Source organism: Micromonospora sp. WMMA1949 (assembly GCF_027460145.1).
GTDB lineage: Bacteria > Actinomycetota > Actinomycetes > Mycobacteriales > Micromonosporaceae > Micromonospora.
In genome coordinates, this window is record NZ_JAPZBG010000001.1 from 3,894,693 (window position 1) to 3,912,402 (window position 17,710).

Genomic DNA, 17,710 nt, shown 5'->3' on the forward strand with positions numbered 1-17,710 from the left:
GTCAGTGCCCGGGCGGCGACGCGGTGTGCGCCTCGTTCGGCGGGAGCAGGCAGAACTCGTTGCCCTCCGGATCGGCCAGCACGGTCCAGCGCGGCAGCTCCCGCACGACAGTGGCGCCCGCCTCCAGCACCGCGGCCCGTTCCTCGGCGTCGCCGACCAGGTCCAGGTGGATCCGGCCGGGCTCCGGCAGCATCTCGGCGGGGCTGATCCACAGGTCGGGGCGCCGCCCGTGCGGATCGCGCAGCAGCACCGCCTCGGTCGGTGCGAGCGTGCCCTCGGCGAGCTTCACGCGGTCCTCCTCGACCACCGGCAGCCCGGTGACCGCGCTCCAGAACGGGGCGAGCACGTAGGGGTCGCGGCAGTGGATGACGATCGCGGCGAGGTCAGGCATGCCTCGAACCTAGTCGTCAGCGGCGGCGGTCAGGACGCTGTCCAGGAACGCGGCGGCAGCCGCGCGCAGGTCGGGCCGGGCCAGGTCGAGCGAGTGACCGCCGTGGGTGAGCCACAGATGCGCCGGGTGCCCGGCGGCGAGCAGCCGGCCGGTCAGCTCGACCGCTTGGGCGGCCGGCACCGCTTCGTCGTCGCGCCCCTGCACCAGCAGCACCGGTACGCCGGAGCCGAGGTGGGTGGCGATCGTCGCGTCGACGGTGGCCGGATCGCCCGGGGCCGGCGGATGACCCAGCAGGTCGGTCCACGGGTCGTCGCCGGGCGCGCGCCGGCGCCGCTGCTCCGGGTCGAGCGGGTCGACGGGTGCCCAGTACGCGAGCACCCCCGCCACGTCGCCGGGCCGGTCCACCCCGCGCAGGCCGAGCTGAAGGGCCAGCATCCCACCGGCCGAGTCACCGCCCACCAGCAGCGGCAGCCCGCCCGCCGCCGCCCGGGCGGCCCGGGAGGCGGCACGGACGTCGTCGAGCTGGGCCGGCCAGCGCGCCTGGTGCGAGAACCGGTACGAGGCCGGGACCACGCGCAGTCCGAGGGACGCGAGCGCCGTCCCGTCCTCCTCGGCGCGGGCCCGCCAGCCTCCGCCGTGGATCCAGAGCAGCACCGCGCGTTCGGTCATGAGGCCATCGTCGCCGCGCCCGGGCGGGTGCGCGACCCGGGTCTGCCGAGGGCAGATCGGCCCTACGGTCGCGTAACCTACTCGGGGTAAAGTTTCGACATGTCGGAACTCGTGTACCCACCTGTGATCACCGCCGCGAAGACGATGTTCCGGCTCCTCGACCTGCGCCTGGACGTGTCCGGCAGCGAGCACGTGCCGCCCACCGGCGGGGCCGTGATCGCCTCCAACCACGTGAGCTACCTCGACTTCATCTTCTCCGGCTACGGCGCGCACCCGGCGAAGCGGCTGGTCCGGTTCATGGCCAAGGACAGCGTCTTCCGGCACCGCGTCTCCGGCCCGCTGATGCGCGGCATGAAGCACATCCCGGTCAACCGGGCCGCCGGTGCCGGCTCGTACGCCGCCGCGGTGAGCGCGCTGCGCCGGGGCGAGGTGGTCGGCGTCTTCCCGGAGGCCACGATCAGCCGCTCCTTCACGGTGAAGGACCTGAAGAACGGCGCGGCCCGGATGTCGCAGGAGGCGAACGTGCCGCTGCTGCCGGTCGCGCTCTGGGGCACCCAGCGGCTGTGGACCAAGGGCCGCCCGCGCACGCTGACCCGCCGGCACACGCCGATCACGATCATCGTCGGCGAGCCGATGGACCCGTCCGCCTACCCGGACGCCACGGCCATGACCGCCGAGCTGCGGACCCGCCTGTCGGCGCTGGTCGACCGGGCCCAGCGGGAGTACCCGGACAAGCCGTCCGGCCCGGACGACACCTGGTGGCAGCCGGCCCACCTGGGCGGCAGCGCGCCGACCCCGGAGGAGGCCGTCGAGCTGGACCGGTCCGAGCGCCGCACCCGCAGCGCCTCCTGACCGCGCCCGCCCTCTGCGCGCTCGCGCTCGGGTTCCGGACGGGAGCGTCAGCAGGCGGAGCCGGGCTGGTCGTGGGCGGGGAAGCCGGACCACGACCAGGGCGTCGCCTCGGCCTCGGCCGGGCGGTAGTAGTCGTCGCGGGACAGGAACTCCACCGGCAGCGAGCCCGGCAGCATGACGGTGCCGAGCGTCGGGCCGGGGGAGGCGGCCACCCGGACGGCGAGGACGTCCCGCTCCGGCGGGGACAGGTCCACCAGCTCGGCGTGCGCCAGCCGGAATCCGGCCACCGCTCGGCGTACCTGCCGGGCCAGCGCGGCGACCGGACCGACCGGCCCGGTCAGCGCCAGCGCCGGCTGCCGGATGGTACGCAGTGCGTCGCAGACGACGCGCAGCTCGGCGGTGCCGTCGCCGACCTCGGCCAGCTCCAGCCGGGACGGCCACTGCCAGCGGATCTGACCGCTGACCAGGCGGGACAGCCGGACCGGTCGCCGGTGCCGGGCACCCGCCCGGCTGTCCCGCCCGGAGACCACCGACAGGTCGGAGCCGGTGCAGACGTACGCCAGCCGGCGGTCGGTCACGGTGATCGTCGCCGGGCCGGGCAGCGACCAGCAGCGGACGTCCTCACTCGGGCCGAGCAGGTGACCGGCGACGCGCAGGCAGTGCTGACCGAGCAGGCGTTCGCCCGGCTCCGGCACCAGCTCGTAGCGCCGGTCGAGCACCGGACGGGTGGGGTCGTCGTCGGCGTCGAACCGGTGCGGTCCGACGAAGAAGGGTGTGGCGTCCTCCGGCACGGTACGACCTCCCCGGTGACGGTTGGCGGTACGGACGAGCCTTCCGGATTCCTGGGGTGACTGTCATGACGCCTGTTAGGGGGTCGGCCGGTCGGCCGACGCCTGCGACCGGTAGATGCCGATATCTTCCGGTCGGACGAGTCCGTCCTCGATCGCCCGGGCGAGCAACGCCGCCTTCGTGGCGGCCGGACGCCCCGCTCGGGTGTACTTGATCCGCGCACGGTCGACGTACTGCTTCACCGTGTGCTCACTGATCTGCATCCGGCGGGCCACCGACGCCTTCGACATCGACTGGAACCACAGCAGCAGCGCCTCGCGCTCCTTGTCCGACAGGGACGGACGATCCGGGCGGGCGTCACCGACCATCGCACCGGCCAGCGCCGGCGGCACGTACGGCCTGTCGCTCGCCGCCGCCAGCACCGTGGCCACGCAGTGCTCGCGGCCCTCGTGCTTGGCCAGGAACGCGACCGCTCCCGCGTCCAGCGCGGCGAGCATGGTCTGCGGGTCGCTGTGCTCGGAGTACACAACCACCCGGCGCCCGGCCGTGCTCAGCTCGGCCAGCTTGTCCAGCACCATCCGGCCGTGCAGGCGCAGGTCGAGCAGCACCACCTCGGCGTCCGGCGCGGCCCGCAGCACCTCGTCCGGGTCGTCCCCGGTGGCCAGCACCCGCAACCGGGGTTCACCGGCCAGCCAGGCGCGCACCCCGTCGATCACCACCGGGTGGTCGTCCACGATCGCCACCCCGATCGGGGTCCCGGCGTTCACGTCCGCCGCCAGCGGGTCTGCGTCCATCTGATCTCCCCGTCCCGCTCGTGCAGGTGTTCCACCGGCCCGTCCCCGCCGGTCGGCGGCTCGTCCGGGCCGTCGTGATCCGGTGTCACCAGGCTGACCACCACCTCGTCCGGGTTCGCCACCACTGTCATCCGGGCCCAGCCCTCGGCGGCGGCGAGCGCCGCCGTCAGCGGGTCGGCCAGCCCGCGCCGGATCTCCACCGGCAGTTCCGGGGGCGTGCCGACCGACACCAGGTCGATCGGCAGGCCGTTGCGCTCGGCCAGGTCGGCGGCCGCGCGCAGTTCGTGCAGCAACGCGTCCGGCACGTCGTCCGACTCGGCGATCAACCGGCGCAGCCGGGCCGCGGCCAGCACCGCCCGCCGCCGTACCGCCGGGTCGGCCGGGTCGGCGTCGCCCGCCGCCAGCTCGGCCAGCACCTCCTCGGCGGTGCCGCTGACCAGGGCCAGCCGCGCCTGCCGTTCGGTGCGTGCCCGCTCGGCCGCCTCCTGCTCCGCCGCCACGGCAAGCACCGCCGCCGCGGTGGCCGCGCGGTCCCGGGCCTGCGCGGTGATCGCCGCCGCGCCGACGAAGACCGCCACCGGCAGGGTCGAGGTGCCGTAGACGTACATCGCCGTCCGGCTCAGATCGGCCGGGGCGGTCGCGCCGTACAGCACCACCGCGGCCAGCGCGACGGCGCCGTGCGCGGCGAGCATCAGCAGCAGCCAGGGCACCGGCCGCCGCCAGATCACCAGCAGGAAGAACCAGGCCAGCCCGCCCCACACCCAGTTGGCGGTGCTGAACAGGAACCGCTCGCCGGCCCCCGCGACCACCGCCGCGTCCACCACCAGCAGCGCCACGGCCAGCGGCCCGGCCGGCGGCAGGCCGCCGCGCAGCAGCCGCACCCCGGTCCCGACCCCGACCAGCGCGGTCACCAGCCAGCCGGCCGCCACCACCGCGGGCGCCGCCATCCCCTGCCCGGCCCGCAACACGGCCGGCAACGCGACCCCCAGGTGCCAGGCGGCAGCGATGACGATCACGGCGATCCGCGCGCCCTGGTCCGAGGCGTCGGCCACCGCGTGCGCCTCCGGCGGAGCGGCGTCGGCTCCGGAGCGCGTCGCCACCCGCGGCCGGGGCAGCGGGCGCAGCGCGTGGCCGGCCGCCGCCGTACCCGACTCAGTCGCCATCGGACCACTCCAGCCGAACCCGGGTACCGGCGCCAGGGGCGGAAGTCACCAGGGCCCGACCACCCACAGTGTCCATCCGTCCGTGGATCGACTCGCGCAGCCCGTACCGGTGCGCCGGGACCGTGGCCGGGTCGAAACCGGGACCGTCGTCGGCCACCTCGACCACGACGGTGCCACCCTCGCGCGCCAGGCGCAGCGACGTGGCCGCGCCCGGCGCGTGCCGTGCCACGTTCGCCAGCGCGGCGGCGGTGCTGTCGGCGAGCGCCGTGGCGACCTCCGCCGGCAGCCGGCACGGCGCGAGCGTCGCGGTCACCGCGAGCCCGGGCGTCGCGGCGAGCACCTCGCGTAACCGTTCGTCCAGGTCGGCCTCGCCCGTCGCGGTCGCGGTCCGCGCGCCCGCCAGCGCGGTGAGGGTACGCAGATCGTCCGCGCACCGCTCGCGCAACGTCGCCGAGTCCGGCACCGCGCCGAGACCGACCATGGTGAGCGTGCCCAGGACGGTGTCGTGCAGGTCGCGGTTGTGCCGCCGTTCGGCCTCGCGGGCGGCGCGCGCCACCACCGCCTCGTGGGACAACCGCTGGTAGTCGGCGAACGCGGCGTCGGCGCGGGCGATCCGCCGGCGCATCACCGCCGTCATCACCGCCGTGCTGCCGGTCTGCACCAGCAGCGTCCCGGCGTGCGCCCGCGCCTCGGCCGGGTCGCCGGCCAGCGTGGCGCCCGTGACGTACGCGGCGGTGACCAGCAGGCCGGCCGGCACGGACCAGCGGGCCGGGGCGGTGGCCTGCGTGTTGATGACTGTCGAGCTGGCCAGCACCGCGATCCAGCTCGCCTCGCCGGGCAGCACCTCCGGCGCGACGAGCCACGGTACGGCGATCGCGGCGGCGGTGGTCAGCGCCACGTCACCGGCGACCAGCGCGCCGCCGATGCCGTGCCGGAACGCGCGGAACGCGTACCAGACCGACCAGGCGGTGAGCACGACGACCGCGGGGATCAACAGCGCCACCCGCACCGGCGGCGTACGCACCGACAGGGCGACGACCGCGCCGACCACGCCGCAGGTGAGCCGCAGCAGCGCCGGCAGGGTGGTGAAGATCAGGCTGAACGCGTCACCCGCCGGGCGGGCCAGCGGGGGCCGTGGCATGGGCACGGCGGCAGCGACCGGCATCGGGGAGATGTCCTTCCGGTAGCGACCCGGCCGGGTCCGCGCGGCAGAGATTGACGCTGGAGAATAACACGGTTTGTCGGAACTGGTCACCCTTGGTGCTTGACGAGTTTCGCTCCGGCGTAAAGCAGCCGGCCGTCCGGCCCGGCGATCAGCGGCGCGCGGCGGCGAGCAGGTGGGCGCTGGCGCCGAGGATCGCCGCGTCCCGCTCGAACGTCTCGGCGCAGGCCAGCGCGTCGGTGAACAACCGCTCGTGCGACCCGGTGCCGAGGGCGTTCAGCAGCGGCCACAGCGGACCCTCCACCCCGTACACCTGCGGGGTGGGCAGACCCGCGGCGACGAACTCGGCGGCCAACTCCTCCGGCCGGTGGAAGAAGGCGGTGGTGAAGCCGGTACGCGGATCGTTCACCCCGGTCTCGTACTCGGCGCGCAGCAACTGCCGGTTGTCGTCGTCCAGGCGGCCCTGCGCGGTCAGGTCGATCAGGGCGGCGTGGCGGCTGATCGCCGCCGCCACGATCGTCCCGCCCGGCCGGGTCACCCGCGCCGCCTCGCGCAGCGCCGCCACCCGGTCGGCCTGCCGGGGCAGGTGGTAGAGCGGCCCGAGCAGCAGCGTCGCGTCCGCCGCCGCGTCGGGCGCCGGCAACGCGCGGGCGTCACCCACCGAGGCGCCGACAAGGGGGTACGCCGACCGCGCCGCCGCCACGTGTGCGGGCACCAGGTCGACCAGGTGCACCCGGTAACCGGCCGCGGCGAGCGGACCCGCGTACGCCCCGGGACCACCGCCGACGTCCAGCACGTCGGCCGGTGCGGCGGGCAGCAGGCGGGCGAGCAGGTCTCGGGTACGCCGTGCCTCCAGCCGGCCCTGCGGTGACCCCTCCAGCCGGTCCGCCTCGACGTAGACATCGGTGTAGTAGCGGCGGACGTCCGGCTCGGGTGGACGGTGTGCGGGCATCCCCTGATCGTCGACGAGAAGCGGAGCTGCGGCATCCGGTTTACGGTTGCCGAGGTTTCCTACCCTGCGGGGTATGGCATACCAGCCGGCCATGGTGCCGCCGAAGAAGTCCAAGCGAACCCTGTTCATCGTGCTCGGCGTCGTGCTGGCGATCTGTTGTTCCGGCGGTGTGCTCGCCGGATTCTTCCTCTTCCGTGCCGTGCAGGAAGCGACCGGCCCGGCCCGGTCCACAGCGCAGACCTATGCCGAGGCGATCGTCGACCGCGACTATCCCGCCGCGTACCGGCAGCTCTGCTCCCGCGTACGCGACCGGGTCAGCGAGGAGGACTTCACCCGGCAGCAGTCCTCCCAGCCGGAGTTCACCGACTACCAGATCACCGGGCTCAACGTGTCGAACAACAACGGGCGGGTGAGCGGGTCGACGACCATCCGCTTCACCCCGGCCACCGGCACCAACGTGACCCAGTCGTTCCCGATGGTCAAGGAGGACGGGGAGTGGCGGATCTGCGAGTGAGCCGGTCGCGGGGCGGTGGGGCGGGCGCCGGGCAGGCATACTCCGCGGGATGACTGCGGAGTCCCCGCCGGTCCTGCGGCCCGGCCCCTTCCTCGTGGTGCTGCTCGGCGCGGTCGTGATCGCGTTGCTGCTGTTCATGCCGATCCGGATCGGCTTCGGTGACCACACGGTGGGCACCAGCTGCGGCAACGCGGTCGCCATGGATCTCGGGCACTGGCGCAACCAGCCCTACTCGGAGGAGAGGGACACCTACCTGGATCTGGCATTCCGCAGGTGCATCAGCGAGCGCGTCGACCGGACCGCGCAGTCAGTCGGCGTGCTCACGTTGACGCTGCTCACCGTCATGGGGATGCGGGTGTGGCACGCGGCTCGCCGGGAGCGGGCCGGCCCGTCCGGAGGCGAACCTCTTCAGTCGCCGCGTGACACCTGATCCACTTGTCGCATGGCCTCATCTCCCGCCACCCCGCTCCCGCCGGCCGTCGCGGACCGGCTCGCCCGCGAGCGCAACGTCTGGCTCTGCACGCTGCGCCGGGACGGCTCCCCGCACGTCACGCCGGTGTGGTTCGTCTACGCCGACGACGTCTGGTGGATCGGCTGCGAGGGCCGCAGCGTCAAGGCCCGAAACGTGGCGGCCGACCCCCGCGTCTCGCTCGCCCTGGAGGACGGCGTCCACCCGGTCGTCGCGGAGGGCGAGGCTCGCGTGCACCGCAGCGGCTTCCCGCCCGCGATCGTCACGGCGTTCGCGGAGAAGTACGGGGGATGGGACATCCGGCAGCCGGTCACACCGGACGGGGAACGGGTGCTGCTGGAGGTGCCCGTCCGGCGGTGGCTGCTCGCCGGCGCGGCACGCTAGTCCCCGGAGAACCCCCAGAAGTAGAGCTCGTTCGGGGCACCCGCGTCGTCGTGCAGGACGGCGTACCGGCCGAACCAGCGCTGCTCGGCCAGCGGCTCGAGCGCCTCGACGTGAGCGCGGGTCGGCCGGGCGACGCCCGCTCGGGCGAGCGCCTCGGCCTCCGTCACCCGCTGGAACGCCCCGAAGCCGGGTTCCTCGCCGTCGGCCAGCACCCGCGTCATGTCGAGGATGGAGTGTGTGCCGGACTCCTGCACCCGCTCGTCCGCCCACAGCTCCTCCTCGCTGCGGGGACGGTCCGGGAAGTCGGCGGCGGAAGCGCCGAACCCGCCCGGCACCGCCCACCAGTAGTCGCCGGCCTCGAAGACCTGTCGGCGCAGTTCGTCCAACGCGGCCTGGGCGTCCGGCTGGTACGCCACGAAGTAGGTCCATCCCGATGCGCCCACGCTGCCTCCCGGTGATCCCGCTCGTCGCCGCCACGTCCGGCGGCGCACGCGATCATGCCCGAGACCACCGACGAAACCGGCGGGTCAACGCGACCAGGATTCCTGTGCCACTGTCTCCGCCATGCGTCTGTCGTCGGGCCTTCGAGTCGCCGCGGTCGTGGCCGGTCTGCTGTCGGTCGGAGCGGCACTGCTCGCCATGCGGGAAGCGTCGCTCCTGTGGGCGGTGGTCACGCTGGCGGCGTTGTGCGGCCACGCGCTCACCGCTTCCGATGCGCCCCGGGTGAGGTGGAGCGTCGCCGCCGGCGCCGGGCTGTTCGCACTGGTGGCAGCCGCGAACCTGCACTGGCACCGGGAACAGGCGGCGGACGCGGGCGAGTCGGCGGGGAGTCGGGCGGCGACGCTGGCGCACCTGCTGGAGAGCTTGCGGGAGGGCCTGGACCGGCAGCGGCTGACCGCCTGGGGCCTGGCTCTCGGCGTACTCCTGCTTGCCCTTGCCGTGCCGGCGCTGCCGGCACGCGGCGGACGGCGGGGGGTGGTGACGGCGGTCCTGGCGGTGGCAGTGCTCGTCTGGTGCGGGCTGAGCGTGGCGGCGACGCCCGGCGACCCGCCGCTGCTCGACCTGCTCCTGGCGCTGCAGCCGACGCTGCTCGCCGTTCTCGTGACCGCCGCGGTGCTGGCGTCGTCCGGATGGCGGGGAGACCGGCGCGGGCTTCTCACGGCGGGCATGGTCCTGCTGGCGCTGGTCGCCGTGCGGGCCTGCGCGGATCTCGCCCCCATGTGGGTGAGCTGGTGGACGCTTGTCGAGCCCGCCGAGGACGCCTTCCTGCAACCGGGAGTCATGGTGAGCGTGGGTGCTCCGGCGGGAAGCGCCCTTGAGGTGTCCTCGGCGGTGGAAACGGCTGTCGCGCTCGGCGGCGCGGGGTTGGCGGTCGTCGGCGCGTTGCGTGCTTCCCGCGAGAACGCCCGTCCGTAGTCTTCCCCCTTGCGCGGGCGGTCGCGCCTACGGGTGCGAATCGGTGATCGCGATGACCTCGTCGAGGCGGTCCAGTGCGGCCCGCAGGTCGTCGACCTTGGCCTGGATGCGCTCGCGCTCGGCGCGCAGCATCGCCCGCTGCGCGGGGTCGGTGTGCCCGGAGTCCCAGCACGGCAGGAGCTCCGCGATCCGGCTGCTGGTCAGGCCGGCGGCGTACATCTGCTGGATGAAGCGCACCAGCGTGACCGTGTCCGGCCGGTAGAGGCGCTGGCCGGACGCACTGCGCCTGGGGACGAGGAGACCCTGTTCCTCGTAGTAGCGCACGGCGCGCACCGAGACACCGGCGCCGCGCGCCACCTCGCCGATACGGATCAGGGTCTCGGGCATGTGGCTCCTCTCACTCCGATCCGGGCGGTCCGCACTTGCCTCTGACGTCAACGTCAGGTTTTAGCGTACCGGGCATGGACATCACCAACTCGGTAGCCCTCGTCACCGGAGCCAACCGCGGCCTGGGCCGCGCCTTCGCCCAGCGCCTGCTCGAACGCGGCGCCCGCAAGGTCTACGCGACCGCCCGCCGCCCCGAAACCGTCGACCTACCAGGCGTCGAAGTGCTGCCGCTGGACATCACCAGTCCCGCATCCGTACGGGCCGTCGCCGCTGCCGCCCCGGACGTCACGCTGCTCGTCAACAACGCCGGAATCCAGACCGGAACCGACCTGGTGACCGGTTCGCTGGACGCGGTGCGGCACGAGGTGGAGACGAACGTGCTCGGCCACCTGGAGATGATCCGGGCCTTCGCCCCGGCGCTGGCCCGCAACGGCGGAGGCGGAATCGTGAACGTGCTCTCCGCCATGTCGTGGTTCGGGACCAGGGGTGCCGGCGCCTACCACCTGACCAAGGCCGCCGCGTGGGCGATGACGAACGGCGTACGCCTGGAACTCGCCGACCAGGGCACGCTCGTGACGGCGGTACACCTCGGCCTGGCCGACACCGACATGTCAGCCGGCTGGCCCGTCGACAAGATCGCGCCGTCGGATCTGGCCGACGCGGTGCTCGACGGCGTCGAGGCGGGCGCCGCCGAGGTGCTCGCCGACCAGTGGAGCCGCGACGTCAAGTCCCGGCTGACGCTGACCCCGGAGGAGTTCAACGCCGCGATGGACCGGGCCTTGGCGGCGCTGACGACGGCCTGATCGTCATCCACGCCATGATCGCGACGAGCACCACGGACACGACAGCCGAACCGGCTACCAACGGGTTGACGAACCCCGGCACCAACTCCGGCCCGCAGGTGGTGTCATGCAGCGGCCACATGGACGACGACCCGCCGGCTCGCTCCGGGTCGTACGGCATGTCACCACCCATCGCGATCCGACACCTGTCGTCGGGATCGGTCGGCAATCCGGACGGCATTCGGCTCAGTCCGTAACCGTACGAGGCGAGTCCCGTCAGCACCGGCCCGGCGATCAGCAACCATCCGGCACGTCTCTGCCGTCTGGCCGGGGCGGGAGTGCTCCTTCGCCTTCGCGCGTTCACCAGGACGAGCAGACCCCACAGGGGCAGCGCGACGGCGCCAACCACGAGCAACGGCCACGCCAGCGCGAGCAGCACCAGGAAGACGTAGGCCACCATCAACGCGAACTCGGGGAACTCCATGGCGTCCACAACCTACAGGCACAGGAGTGGCTCAACCGGCGGTGATGGCCCGAACGCCCGGAACCTACGGCCTGCCGATGCACCAGGGCGACGACTACGTCGTCAGCTTCAACACGCCGGCCGAAGTTCGTGACGTCGCCGCCGCCCTCACCGACCTCGACCTGGAGCCGTTCATCGCGCGGTACCGGACGCTCGACCCGCACGAGTTCGACGCCGCTCTCTGTGGTCCCGAATGACGACCGTGCCGGACCCGGTGGTGTCGGTGCAGTCCGGGCCGTGCACGTCGAGGCCGGCGATATCGGTGGTGATCGCGGCCGAGCCGAAGTAGGCGGGATCGAGGACGAAGGCCACACGGGTGCCGGCTCCGACGGGAGCGGAGAACTCCGCAGGTGGCTCGACCGGCCGCAAGCCGACGAGGCGCTGCCGATAGCCGTGGCCGTGTCGCCAGACCTCGACAGTGGTCTGCGAACTCACCGCCGCCGCGGCGGCGCTCGACCAGCGCTCGCTGGTGAGCAGCGAGTCGTAGTAGCCGAGCCTCGGCATGCCCGGGCCGGTGAGGACGTCCGCCTGATCGTCGGTCACCGAGAAGACGAGATCAGCGGTGATCTCCGCTACGACGTCGGGTGAGTGGCTCGCGGCGACCCGGGTGGCCGGATGAAACGCGTGCCCCACGACCGTGCACAGCACCCGAGTCGCCAGACGCGGATCGTCCCTGCCCACCCCGAAATACATACCGGGCCGCTTGCGTACGGAGTCGTCGAACTCCAGGACCCTGATCTTCGCGAGGCTGTAGTCAGGCTCCGTCACGCCGACCACGCTATTGCGGCAAGGCACGCGCGGCTATCGGCATGACAGCGTGTTTCGTCGTCCGCCGACTTGGCTGTACAGCCGCGAGCGTGCCGTTTCTGCTGAGCGCCCGCCGCTCTAGTCGAACCACACGACCAGGCGCACGCCGTCATCGCCGAAGCGCTGCGCCAGTGCGCGCATCACGGCGAAGACGTGCTCCCACCCGGTTCCCGGACCGACGACGTCCTGCCGGGTCATCGGCCCGTACTCGAACGCGACCCCGGCTTCTTCCCAGCGGCCCGGTGACCTCGGCAGGCGATGTGCCGACCGGAGGAACGCCATACTTCCCAACGACCTCGGCGGGCCACTCGTCAACCACCCGGAACTGACGAATCAGCCCCGGCGCCTCGTGCACGCGCAGCACCCCGCAGGCCGCAGGAGGCACCGACATGTCAAGGTCACGCAACTCGGCCCAGGAAACCCAGGTAGCGCCATGGATGGCAGCATCCATCCGCACGGCCTCGTCGTAGTCGGCTCGTACCGGGCTTGATACCTCCGCCGGCAGGCCGCGGCCAGCCGCAACCGGCTCCCAGCCGAGCCAGTTCCGCACACCGAACAGGCAACCGAACGCCGTGTAGTCGCCATCGTCGTAGAGCGGGGACAGCGGCATCATGCACAACCACGACTCCCGCCCGTGCCAGTCCGCGTCGGCATGGGGATGCCGGACCTCGAAAAAGCCGTAGATATCGGTTGGCACGCGCGACAGGGTAAGCGTTCGAGGCGATTTATTGATGGGTTTCTGTGCCAGCCGTACGGCCCGTCCGCGGCGCCCGGAGAGACTCGCACCTGCGGCGTTGGGACTTGAAGAAGATCGCGGATGGCTGGTCAGGCGATCACGCGCCTGGTCAGCCGGTCCGTCGTTGACGATCCTTTCCGGCCGAGGGCAACCTCCTCGGCCAGCCGTACCGTTCCCCACATATGAGACCGACAAGAGACGTGGCGCGATGAATCGCGCCGACGAGGACGAGTACCGGCAGTTCGTGACGGCCCGCCTGGAAACGCTGCGAGTGACGGCGTACCTGCTATGCCGTAACTGGCACACCGCCGACGACCTCGTGTCCATCACGATCGGGAAGCTGTACCGCCACTGGCACCGGGTCCGCGCGATGGAGAACGTCGACGCGTATGTCCGGGCAATGCTCACCAACGCCTGGCTGGACGAACGGCGCCGGCCGTGGCGGCGCGAACGGAGCACCGACAACCCGCCCGAGCGGGCGGACGCGGAGTTCTCCGAGGCTGCGCTGGCCGACCGGGAACACCTCCTCGACCTGCTGTCCCAGCTGCCGCCGCGCCGACGGGCAGTGATCGTCCTGCGGTTCTGGTGCGACCTGTCGGTCGAGGAGACGGCGCGGGTCCTGGGCATCAGCACCGGCACGGTGAAGAGCCAGGCCGCACGGGGGTTGGAGAGCCTACGCCTGCTGGCGACGTGGGACGGGACGCGGATTCGGGCGAGGAACGGAGGGGAAGCATGAGCTATCAGACGGTTTTCCGGGAGGCGGTCGGCGAGATCCCACCCACCTCTATCGATGTAGAGCAGGTCATCCGCCAGCAGCGCCAGCAGCGTCGGCGGCACCGGCTGGCGACCTTGGTGGCCGCTGCGGTACTCGGGGTCGCCGTCCCGCTCGCCATCGTTGGCGGGTCCGGGCCGGACCTACCGACATCGTCGTCCTCCCCGAGCCCGACTGCACAGCCGGCGCGGACCCCACGCCCGGAACCGGGGAAGACCTTCAGCACGAATGACCTTGCCGTCTTCGCGGCGCTGGAGCGCGAGGCGCCCGACGTCGAATGGATCACCAAAGATTGGCCGTCGGACGGCGACGTGGTGACGTGGAACCCTGTCAACTCGACGAAACTCTACTTCGGGCAGGGTCCGATCCGTGCCGGCGATCGGACCGGATACTTCTCGCTGCAGGTGGAGCAGGACTGGGACCGTCGGGTCGTTCCCTGCATTCCGGAGAAGACCCAGGGCAAGAGCTGCGTCGACAGCACGGGACCGGCCGGCGAGAAAATCCGGACAGCATCGAGCCAGGTCCCGATCACGTCGTCGCCCAAGAACCGGAGTCTGACACTCCGCGGAATGCCCACTGCACCGACCAGCGACAGGTTCTCGACTCATTACGGCATCGCGGTCGAGCGGTCGGACGGGACGCGCCTGATAGCGACCATGGCTGCCGATGGGGAGAACCCACCCCTCACCCTCGCGCAGCTAACCGCGGTGGCCCTGGATCCCGCGCTCACGCTGGACTGAACGGCGGCCGGCCGGCGACGCGTGCATCGCTGTCCATCGACAACGTCAAGAGCGAAGGATCTGATCTCTGAGGAGGCCCGGGGCTCGGGGCAGAGCCCCGGGGTCTTCAGGTGCTGGTCGTCCCCAGCGTCACAGGCCGGCGCGGCCCGCTTCGCGGGCCGTCTTGACGTGCGGCGGGGGAGCGGTAGCAGGATCACGGTCTGGTCTTCCCGCCCAGGTCGGTACGCCGATGGATCCGGACCACATCGACCGGACGTGGCAGAAGGTCCGGCGGCGGCCTCGACTGTGGCTGCGGCTGCACGACCTGCACCACGCCTGCGCGACGTTCCTGCTCGTCTCCGGTGCCTCGCCCCGGACGGTGACGAAGGTGCTCGGTCACAGCCAGATCCGCCTGACGACGAATACCTACGCCCACGTCCTGTGGGAGATCGAGCGGGCCGCCGTGGACGAGGCCGCGCAGCACTTCGTCGGCTGACTTGGCCGTACGTGGGTCGTGGTGATCGATTCGACCGAGCGCCAAGCCGCCGACCTGCGATAACGGTGGTGCGCCCGGCAGGATTCGAACCTGCGGCCTTGGGATTAGAAGTCCCCTGCTCTATCCGCTGAGCTACGGGCGCGCGCCGACGGTCGTCGCGCCAAGAGGGTACCGCCGGTCCGCACGTGGCCGGGGGCACGGGTCGGCGCGTCCGTTCCGCCCCTCAGCGTCCCACGCCGGGGTCCGGGCCGGCACCACAGTTCCGGCGGGTCCCGCGCGGGCCAGGCGGGACGCGATCCGTACCCTCGTCGGATGCTGCTCGACCAGGAAACCGAGAACGAGATCGTCTTCGAGCTGTGTCAGCTCCTCGGGCGGGCGATCCTGCCCCTCACCGGCTCGGATGCGCCGGGCGCGCCGGCCGGCGTTCTCGGCACGGCCTTCTTCTACAGCGAGATGGTCGGCGCGACCGACGACGGCGAGGTCGCGCACGAGTGGCTGCTCACCGCCGACGCGCTCACCGACCGGGCGTACGGCGAGATCGGCTTGCGGCCGAGCGTCACCGACCCGGCCGAGGGGGCGGACGAGCCGATCGACCTGCCCGGTTTCGCCGACCACTGGCTGCACCTGCCGGAACTGGGGCTCGCCGCGATGCCGACCGGCGGCCTGCACGGCTGGGCCGACGATCGGGGCTGGCGCTGGCGTACCCAGCAGGTCACCGAGGCGGTGGCCGCGCCGGCCGACGCGGTCGCGCGGATCGGCGCGGCGCCCGCCTCGGCGTTCGTGCTGGCGCTCGGTGTCGGCGACGGCGGGTCGCGGCCGCTGGAAGCGGTGGTCGAGCGGGTCGCCCGGGACGGCGGCGAGGTGCGGGTCACGACGGAACTACCAGCGGGCTACGTGGGCGCGCCGGTGTTCGCGGTCGAGGCCGGGCCGGACGGCGGGCCGGCACTGCGGTGCCTGGGCGTGGTGCTGCCGCCGCGGGCGGGCGGTCACCCGGTCGCCACGTTCGACCGGATCCGCGCCGCGCTCGCGGCGGTCGTCAACGACTGAGCCGACCCCCGGCCCAGCCGACCGACCCTGCCGATCCCTGGGTGGCCGGGCCCGCCGAGCAAGAGGCGGCCGGGTAGCGCGATCGAATCAGCCCTCGGTGGTCGCGTCGGCCGGCCGGCGCGGTGACGGCGGCGTTGTCGGCTCCGGTTCGGTCGGTCCGGCGCGCAGGAATCCCTCCGCCCACCGTCCGACCTCCGCGAAGACCTTCTCGCGTACGCCGGGACTGGACAGCGTGAGGTCGTGCAGCCCGCCGTCGAAGCGGGCCAGCGTGATGTGCCGGCCGAGGCGCGGCGCCCAGCGCACCATGTGCTCGACGTCGAGCACCGCGTCGGCGCCGGTGGCGCTGTCGTGCCACTTGGTGCCCCGGAAGCTACGCGTGGAACAGGCGAGCAGCACCGGCACCGGGATGTCCAGCCCGGCCCGCAGGCGGCGCTGACCGGCGCGAATCGCGTTGATCCAGCCGGCCCGGACCGGGAACCCGGCGAGCGGCTTCCAGGCCAGGTCGTACCGCCACTCGCCCCGGTGGTCGGCGTGCAGGCTCTCGCCGTACACCGTGCCCAGGCCGAACGGCAGGACACGCTGCGGCGCCCTGCGGCCCAGGCGGGAGACGGCGGCCGCGAGGGGCCGGCGGACCATCCAGGGCGCGTTGATGTCGAAGAAGGGGCTGTTGAGCACGATGCCGTCGACCAGGCCGGCGTCGCGGCGGTCGTGCGACCAGAGCGAGATGATCAGGCCGCCGGTCGAGTGCCCCATGGCGAGGAGGGTGTCGTGGCCCTCCTCGGCGCGGATGATCTCGGCGGCGGCGTCCAGCTCGGGGAAGTAGTCGCTCAGGTCGCGGCAGAAGTTCGGGGTCTGGTGCGGGAGCAGGCTGCGGCCGTACTTGCGCAGGTCGAGCGCGTAGAAGTCCCAGCCGCGCTCGGCGAAGAAGTCGGCGACGTGGGTCTGGAAGAAGTAGTCGACGAAGCCGTGCACGTAGAGCACGGCGCGGCCGGTCGGACGGTCGGCGCGCCGCCGCACGAGGGTCGCGACCACCGGCCCCTCGTCGTCGGTGCCCAGCTCGATCGTCCGCCGCTCGTAGGGGGCGCCCAGCACGTCCGGTTCCACGACCGCGACGGTACGCCGCCTCGCTACCCGGCGGTAGGGGTGGTGAAAGGAGGGGGCCCTTGTTAACGCCTCCGGTAGAGGAAGGGCCCCTTGTTAACAACGCCTCGGCGCAGGGCGGCCCGCCCGCCGGCACCGGGCGGGCGGGCCGTGCCGGACGTCAGACGGTTTCGGCGTCCTCGCGCTCGGCGTCCTGCAACGGGGTGCCCTCGGGTTGGTCGACGGCGCGCAGGTGCTTGTTGTGGCGCGGCTCCTGCCGGGTCTTCGCGTCGTTGAGCTTGCGGCGCAGGTCGTCCCGGACGTCGTTGAGCGCGGCGTGCAGATCCTCCTCGGACGAGGTGGTGACGATCTTCTGCCGCCCGGCGATCCAGCACTCCAGGGTCACCTTCTGGCCCCGGGCCTCGCGATCCTTGACGGACACCTCCAGCTCGGTGGCGTCGGCGTGGAAGCCGGCGAGCCGGGCGTCCAGGGTCGCGAACTGTTCGGCGATCCAGTTGCGGTCGCCCTGGGAGAACCCGGCGCCGACCCGCAGGCACTCGGCCACGGTCGCGGGGTTCGCCACGGCGCTCATCGCGCTGCCTCGCGGACGTCTCGGAGAAGCATGGGAGCTCCCTTTCTCTCGGTTGATCAAGTACTTACCCAACCGGCGCGATTCCGGAACGCCTGCTTGCCGGCTCCACTCGATCGTGCGTCTTTGCAGCTCAGGCACGTAGGGCCGGTCGGCCTAGCAGATCGGGACCTTGATCAGGTGGTTGTCCACAGGGCGGCTCGTCATCCACAGGCCC

General features: G+C 72.6%; 24 protein-coding genes and 1 tRNA gene. 10 read left to right on the forward strand and 15 right to left on the reverse strand.

What is annotated here, in order from left to right:
- Position 1: 1 nt before the first annotated feature.
- Together O7607_RS18390 and O7607_RS18395 are read right to left on the reverse strand one after the other, a co-directional pair.
- Positions 2-391, reverse strand: a complete 390-nt coding sequence (locus tag O7607_RS18390) for a VOC family protein (RefSeq protein ID WP_269704463.1) — start codon at positions 389-391, stop codon at positions 2-4.
- Between the two features lie 9 nt (positions 392-400).
- Positions 401-1,060 carry an alpha/beta hydrolase gene (locus tag O7607_RS18395; RefSeq protein ID WP_269704464.1) on the reverse strand — a complete coding sequence of 220 codons (660 nt, stop codon included), beginning with the start codon at positions 1,058-1,060 and terminating at the stop codon, positions 401-403.
- A gap of 99 nt (positions 1,061-1,159) precedes the next feature.
- Here O7607_RS18395 and O7607_RS18400 point away from each other — a divergent pair, with 99 nt between their 5' ends.
- Positions 1,160-1,912: a lysophospholipid acyltransferase family protein gene (locus O7607_RS18400; RefSeq protein ID WP_269704465.1), complete on the forward strand. Its 753-nt coding sequence runs from the start codon at positions 1,160-1,162 to the stop codon at positions 1,910-1,912.
- A 47-nt stretch (positions 1,913-1,959) separates the two neighbouring features.
- Here the strand turns inward: O7607_RS18400 and O7607_RS18405 are convergent, their stop codons facing one another.
- From O7607_RS18405 to O7607_RS18425, 5 genes are all read right to left on the reverse strand, one after another.
- A complete protein-coding gene (locus O7607_RS18405; RefSeq protein WP_269704466.1) occupies positions 1,960-2,703 on the reverse strand; it encodes a hypothetical protein in 744 nt (247 codons plus the stop codon).
- Between the two features lie 75 nt (positions 2,704-2,778).
- The gene (locus O7607_RS18410; protein ID WP_269704467.1) at positions 2,779-3,495 is read right to left on the reverse strand and encodes a response regulator transcription factor; all 717 of its coding nucleotides are present in this window, start codon (positions 3,493-3,495) and stop codon (positions 2,779-2,781) included.
- Complete coding sequence (locus tag O7607_RS18415) at positions 3,465-4,658, reverse strand: hypothetical protein (RefSeq protein WP_269704468.1); 1,194 nt, start codon at positions 4,656-4,658, stop codon at positions 3,465-3,467. The genes O7607_RS18410 and O7607_RS18415 overlap by 31 nt, the downstream gene beginning before the upstream one ends.
- A complete protein-coding gene (locus O7607_RS18420; RefSeq protein WP_269704469.1) occupies positions 4,648-5,823 on the reverse strand; it encodes a sensor histidine kinase in 1,176 nt (391 codons plus the stop codon). The genes O7607_RS18415 and O7607_RS18420 overlap by 11 nt, the downstream gene beginning before the upstream one ends.
- 148 nt (positions 5,824-5,971) lie before the next feature.
- Entirely contained in the window at positions 5,972-6,772 is an 801-nt protein-coding gene (locus O7607_RS18425) for a class I SAM-dependent methyltransferase (RefSeq protein ID WP_269704470.1), read from the reverse strand.
- A gap of 73 nt (positions 6,773-6,845) precedes the next feature.
- On the opposite strand from O7607_RS18425, the gene O7607_RS18430 reads away from it, so the two are divergent.
- Genes O7607_RS18430 through O7607_RS18440 form a run of 3 tightly spaced genes read left to right on the forward strand, consistent with a single transcriptional unit; the run spans position 6,846 to position 8,139 of the window.
- A complete protein-coding gene (locus tag O7607_RS18430) occupies positions 6,846-7,286 on the forward strand; it encodes an Rv0361 family membrane protein (protein WP_269704471.1) in 441 nt (146 codons plus the stop codon).
- 49 nt (positions 7,287-7,335) lie between these two features.
- Positions 7,336-7,716, forward strand: a complete 381-nt coding sequence (locus O7607_RS18435; RefSeq protein ID WP_269704472.1) for a hypothetical protein — start codon at positions 7,336-7,338, stop codon at positions 7,714-7,716.
- A gap of 12 nt (positions 7,717-7,728) precedes the next feature.
- Positions 7,729-8,139, forward strand: a complete 411-nt coding sequence (locus tag O7607_RS18440; protein WP_269704473.1) for a TIGR03618 family F420-dependent PPOX class oxidoreductase — start codon at positions 7,729-7,731, stop codon at positions 8,137-8,139.
- Here the strand turns inward: O7607_RS18440 and O7607_RS18445 are convergent.
- The gene (locus O7607_RS18445) at positions 8,136-8,582 is read right to left on the reverse strand and encodes a hypothetical protein (RefSeq protein WP_269704474.1); all 447 of its coding nucleotides are present in this window, start codon (positions 8,580-8,582) and stop codon (positions 8,136-8,138) included. The two genes, O7607_RS18440 and O7607_RS18445, sit on opposite strands and share 4 nt — an antisense overlap.
- A gap of 121 nt (positions 8,583-8,703) precedes the next feature.
- Between O7607_RS18445 and O7607_RS18450 the strand changes: the two genes are divergently transcribed.
- Positions 8,704-9,555: an aminopeptidase gene (locus tag O7607_RS18450; RefSeq protein ID WP_269704475.1), complete on the forward strand. Its 852-nt coding sequence runs from the start codon at positions 8,704-8,706 to the stop codon at positions 9,553-9,555.
- Between the two features lie 27 nt (positions 9,556-9,582).
- Here O7607_RS18450 and O7607_RS18455 read toward each other — a convergent pair whose 3' ends face one another.
- The gene (locus O7607_RS18455) at positions 9,583-9,942 is read right to left on the reverse strand and encodes a MerR family transcriptional regulator (protein WP_269704476.1); all 360 of its coding nucleotides are present in this window, start codon (positions 9,940-9,942) and stop codon (positions 9,583-9,585) included.
- Between the two features lie 74 nt (positions 9,943-10,016).
- On the opposite strand from O7607_RS18455, the gene O7607_RS18460 reads away from it, so the two are divergent.
- Entirely contained in the window at positions 10,017-10,745 is a 729-nt protein-coding gene (locus O7607_RS18460; protein ID WP_269704477.1) for an SDR family oxidoreductase, read from the forward strand.
- Here O7607_RS18460 and O7607_RS18465 read toward each other — a convergent pair.
- The 3 genes from O7607_RS18465 to O7607_RS18475 form a co-directional block, all read right to left on the reverse strand.
- Positions 10,699-11,208, reverse strand: a complete 510-nt coding sequence (locus O7607_RS18465; RefSeq protein ID WP_269704478.1) for a hypothetical protein — start codon at positions 11,206-11,208, stop codon at positions 10,699-10,701. The genes O7607_RS18460 and O7607_RS18465 overlap by 47 nt on opposite strands.
- A gap of 171 nt (positions 11,209-11,379) precedes the next feature.
- Positions 11,380-12,015 carry a hypothetical protein gene (locus O7607_RS18470; protein ID WP_269704479.1) on the reverse strand — a complete coding sequence of 212 codons (636 nt, stop codon included), beginning with the start codon at positions 12,013-12,015 and terminating at the stop codon, positions 11,380-11,382.
- Positions 12,016-12,163: 148 nt separating this feature from the next.
- A complete protein-coding gene (locus O7607_RS18475) occupies positions 12,164-12,751 on the reverse strand; it encodes a hypothetical protein (RefSeq protein WP_269704480.1) in 588 nt (195 codons plus the stop codon).
- Positions 12,752-12,998: 247 nt separating this feature from the next.
- Here O7607_RS18475 and O7607_RS18480 point away from each other — a divergent pair, with 247 nt between their 5' ends.
- The 3 genes from O7607_RS18480 to O7607_RS18490 all read left to right on the forward strand — a co-directional run bounded on the left by O7607_RS18480 (position 12,999) and on the right by O7607_RS18490 (position 14,777).
- A complete protein-coding gene (locus O7607_RS18480; RefSeq protein WP_269704481.1) occupies positions 12,999-13,526 on the forward strand; it encodes a SigE family RNA polymerase sigma factor in 528 nt (175 codons plus the stop codon).
- The gene (locus tag O7607_RS18485; protein WP_269704482.1) at positions 13,523-14,302 is read left to right on the forward strand and encodes a hypothetical protein; all 780 of its coding nucleotides are present in this window, start codon (positions 13,523-13,525) and stop codon (positions 14,300-14,302) included. The genes O7607_RS18480 and O7607_RS18485 overlap by 4 nt, the downstream gene beginning before the upstream one ends.
- A gap of 229 nt (positions 14,303-14,531) precedes the next feature.
- Positions 14,532-14,777: a tyrosine-type recombinase/integrase gene (locus O7607_RS18490; RefSeq protein WP_269704483.1), complete on the forward strand. Its 246-nt coding sequence runs from the start codon at positions 14,532-14,534 to the stop codon at positions 14,775-14,777.
- A gap of 66 nt (positions 14,778-14,843) precedes the next feature.
- Here O7607_RS18490 and O7607_RS18495 read toward each other — a convergent pair.
- Positions 14,844-14,919 (reverse strand) — tRNA-Arg (locus tag O7607_RS18495).
- A 170-nt stretch (positions 14,920-15,089) separates the two neighbouring features.
- On the opposite strand from O7607_RS18495, the gene O7607_RS18500 reads away from it, so the two are divergent.
- Positions 15,090-15,824 (forward strand): hypothetical protein, encoded by a 735-nt coding sequence (locus O7607_RS18500; protein WP_269704484.1) that lies wholly within the window; start codon positions 15,090-15,092, stop codon positions 15,822-15,824.
- Positions 15,825-15,911: 87 nt separating this feature from the next.
- Here O7607_RS18500 and O7607_RS18505 read toward each other — a convergent pair whose 3' ends face one another.
- The gene (locus O7607_RS18505; protein ID WP_269704485.1) at positions 15,912-16,928 is read right to left on the reverse strand and encodes an alpha/beta hydrolase; all 1,017 of its coding nucleotides are present in this window, start codon (positions 16,926-16,928) and stop codon (positions 15,912-15,914) included.
- A gap of 157 nt (positions 16,929-17,085) precedes the next feature.
- Positions 17,086-17,496, reverse strand: coding sequence for an HPF/RaiA family ribosome-associated protein (locus O7607_RS18510; protein WP_269704486.1), 411 nt, complete (start codon positions 17,494-17,496; stop codon positions 17,086-17,088).
- Between the last annotated feature and the right edge of the window lie 214 nt (positions 17,497-17,710).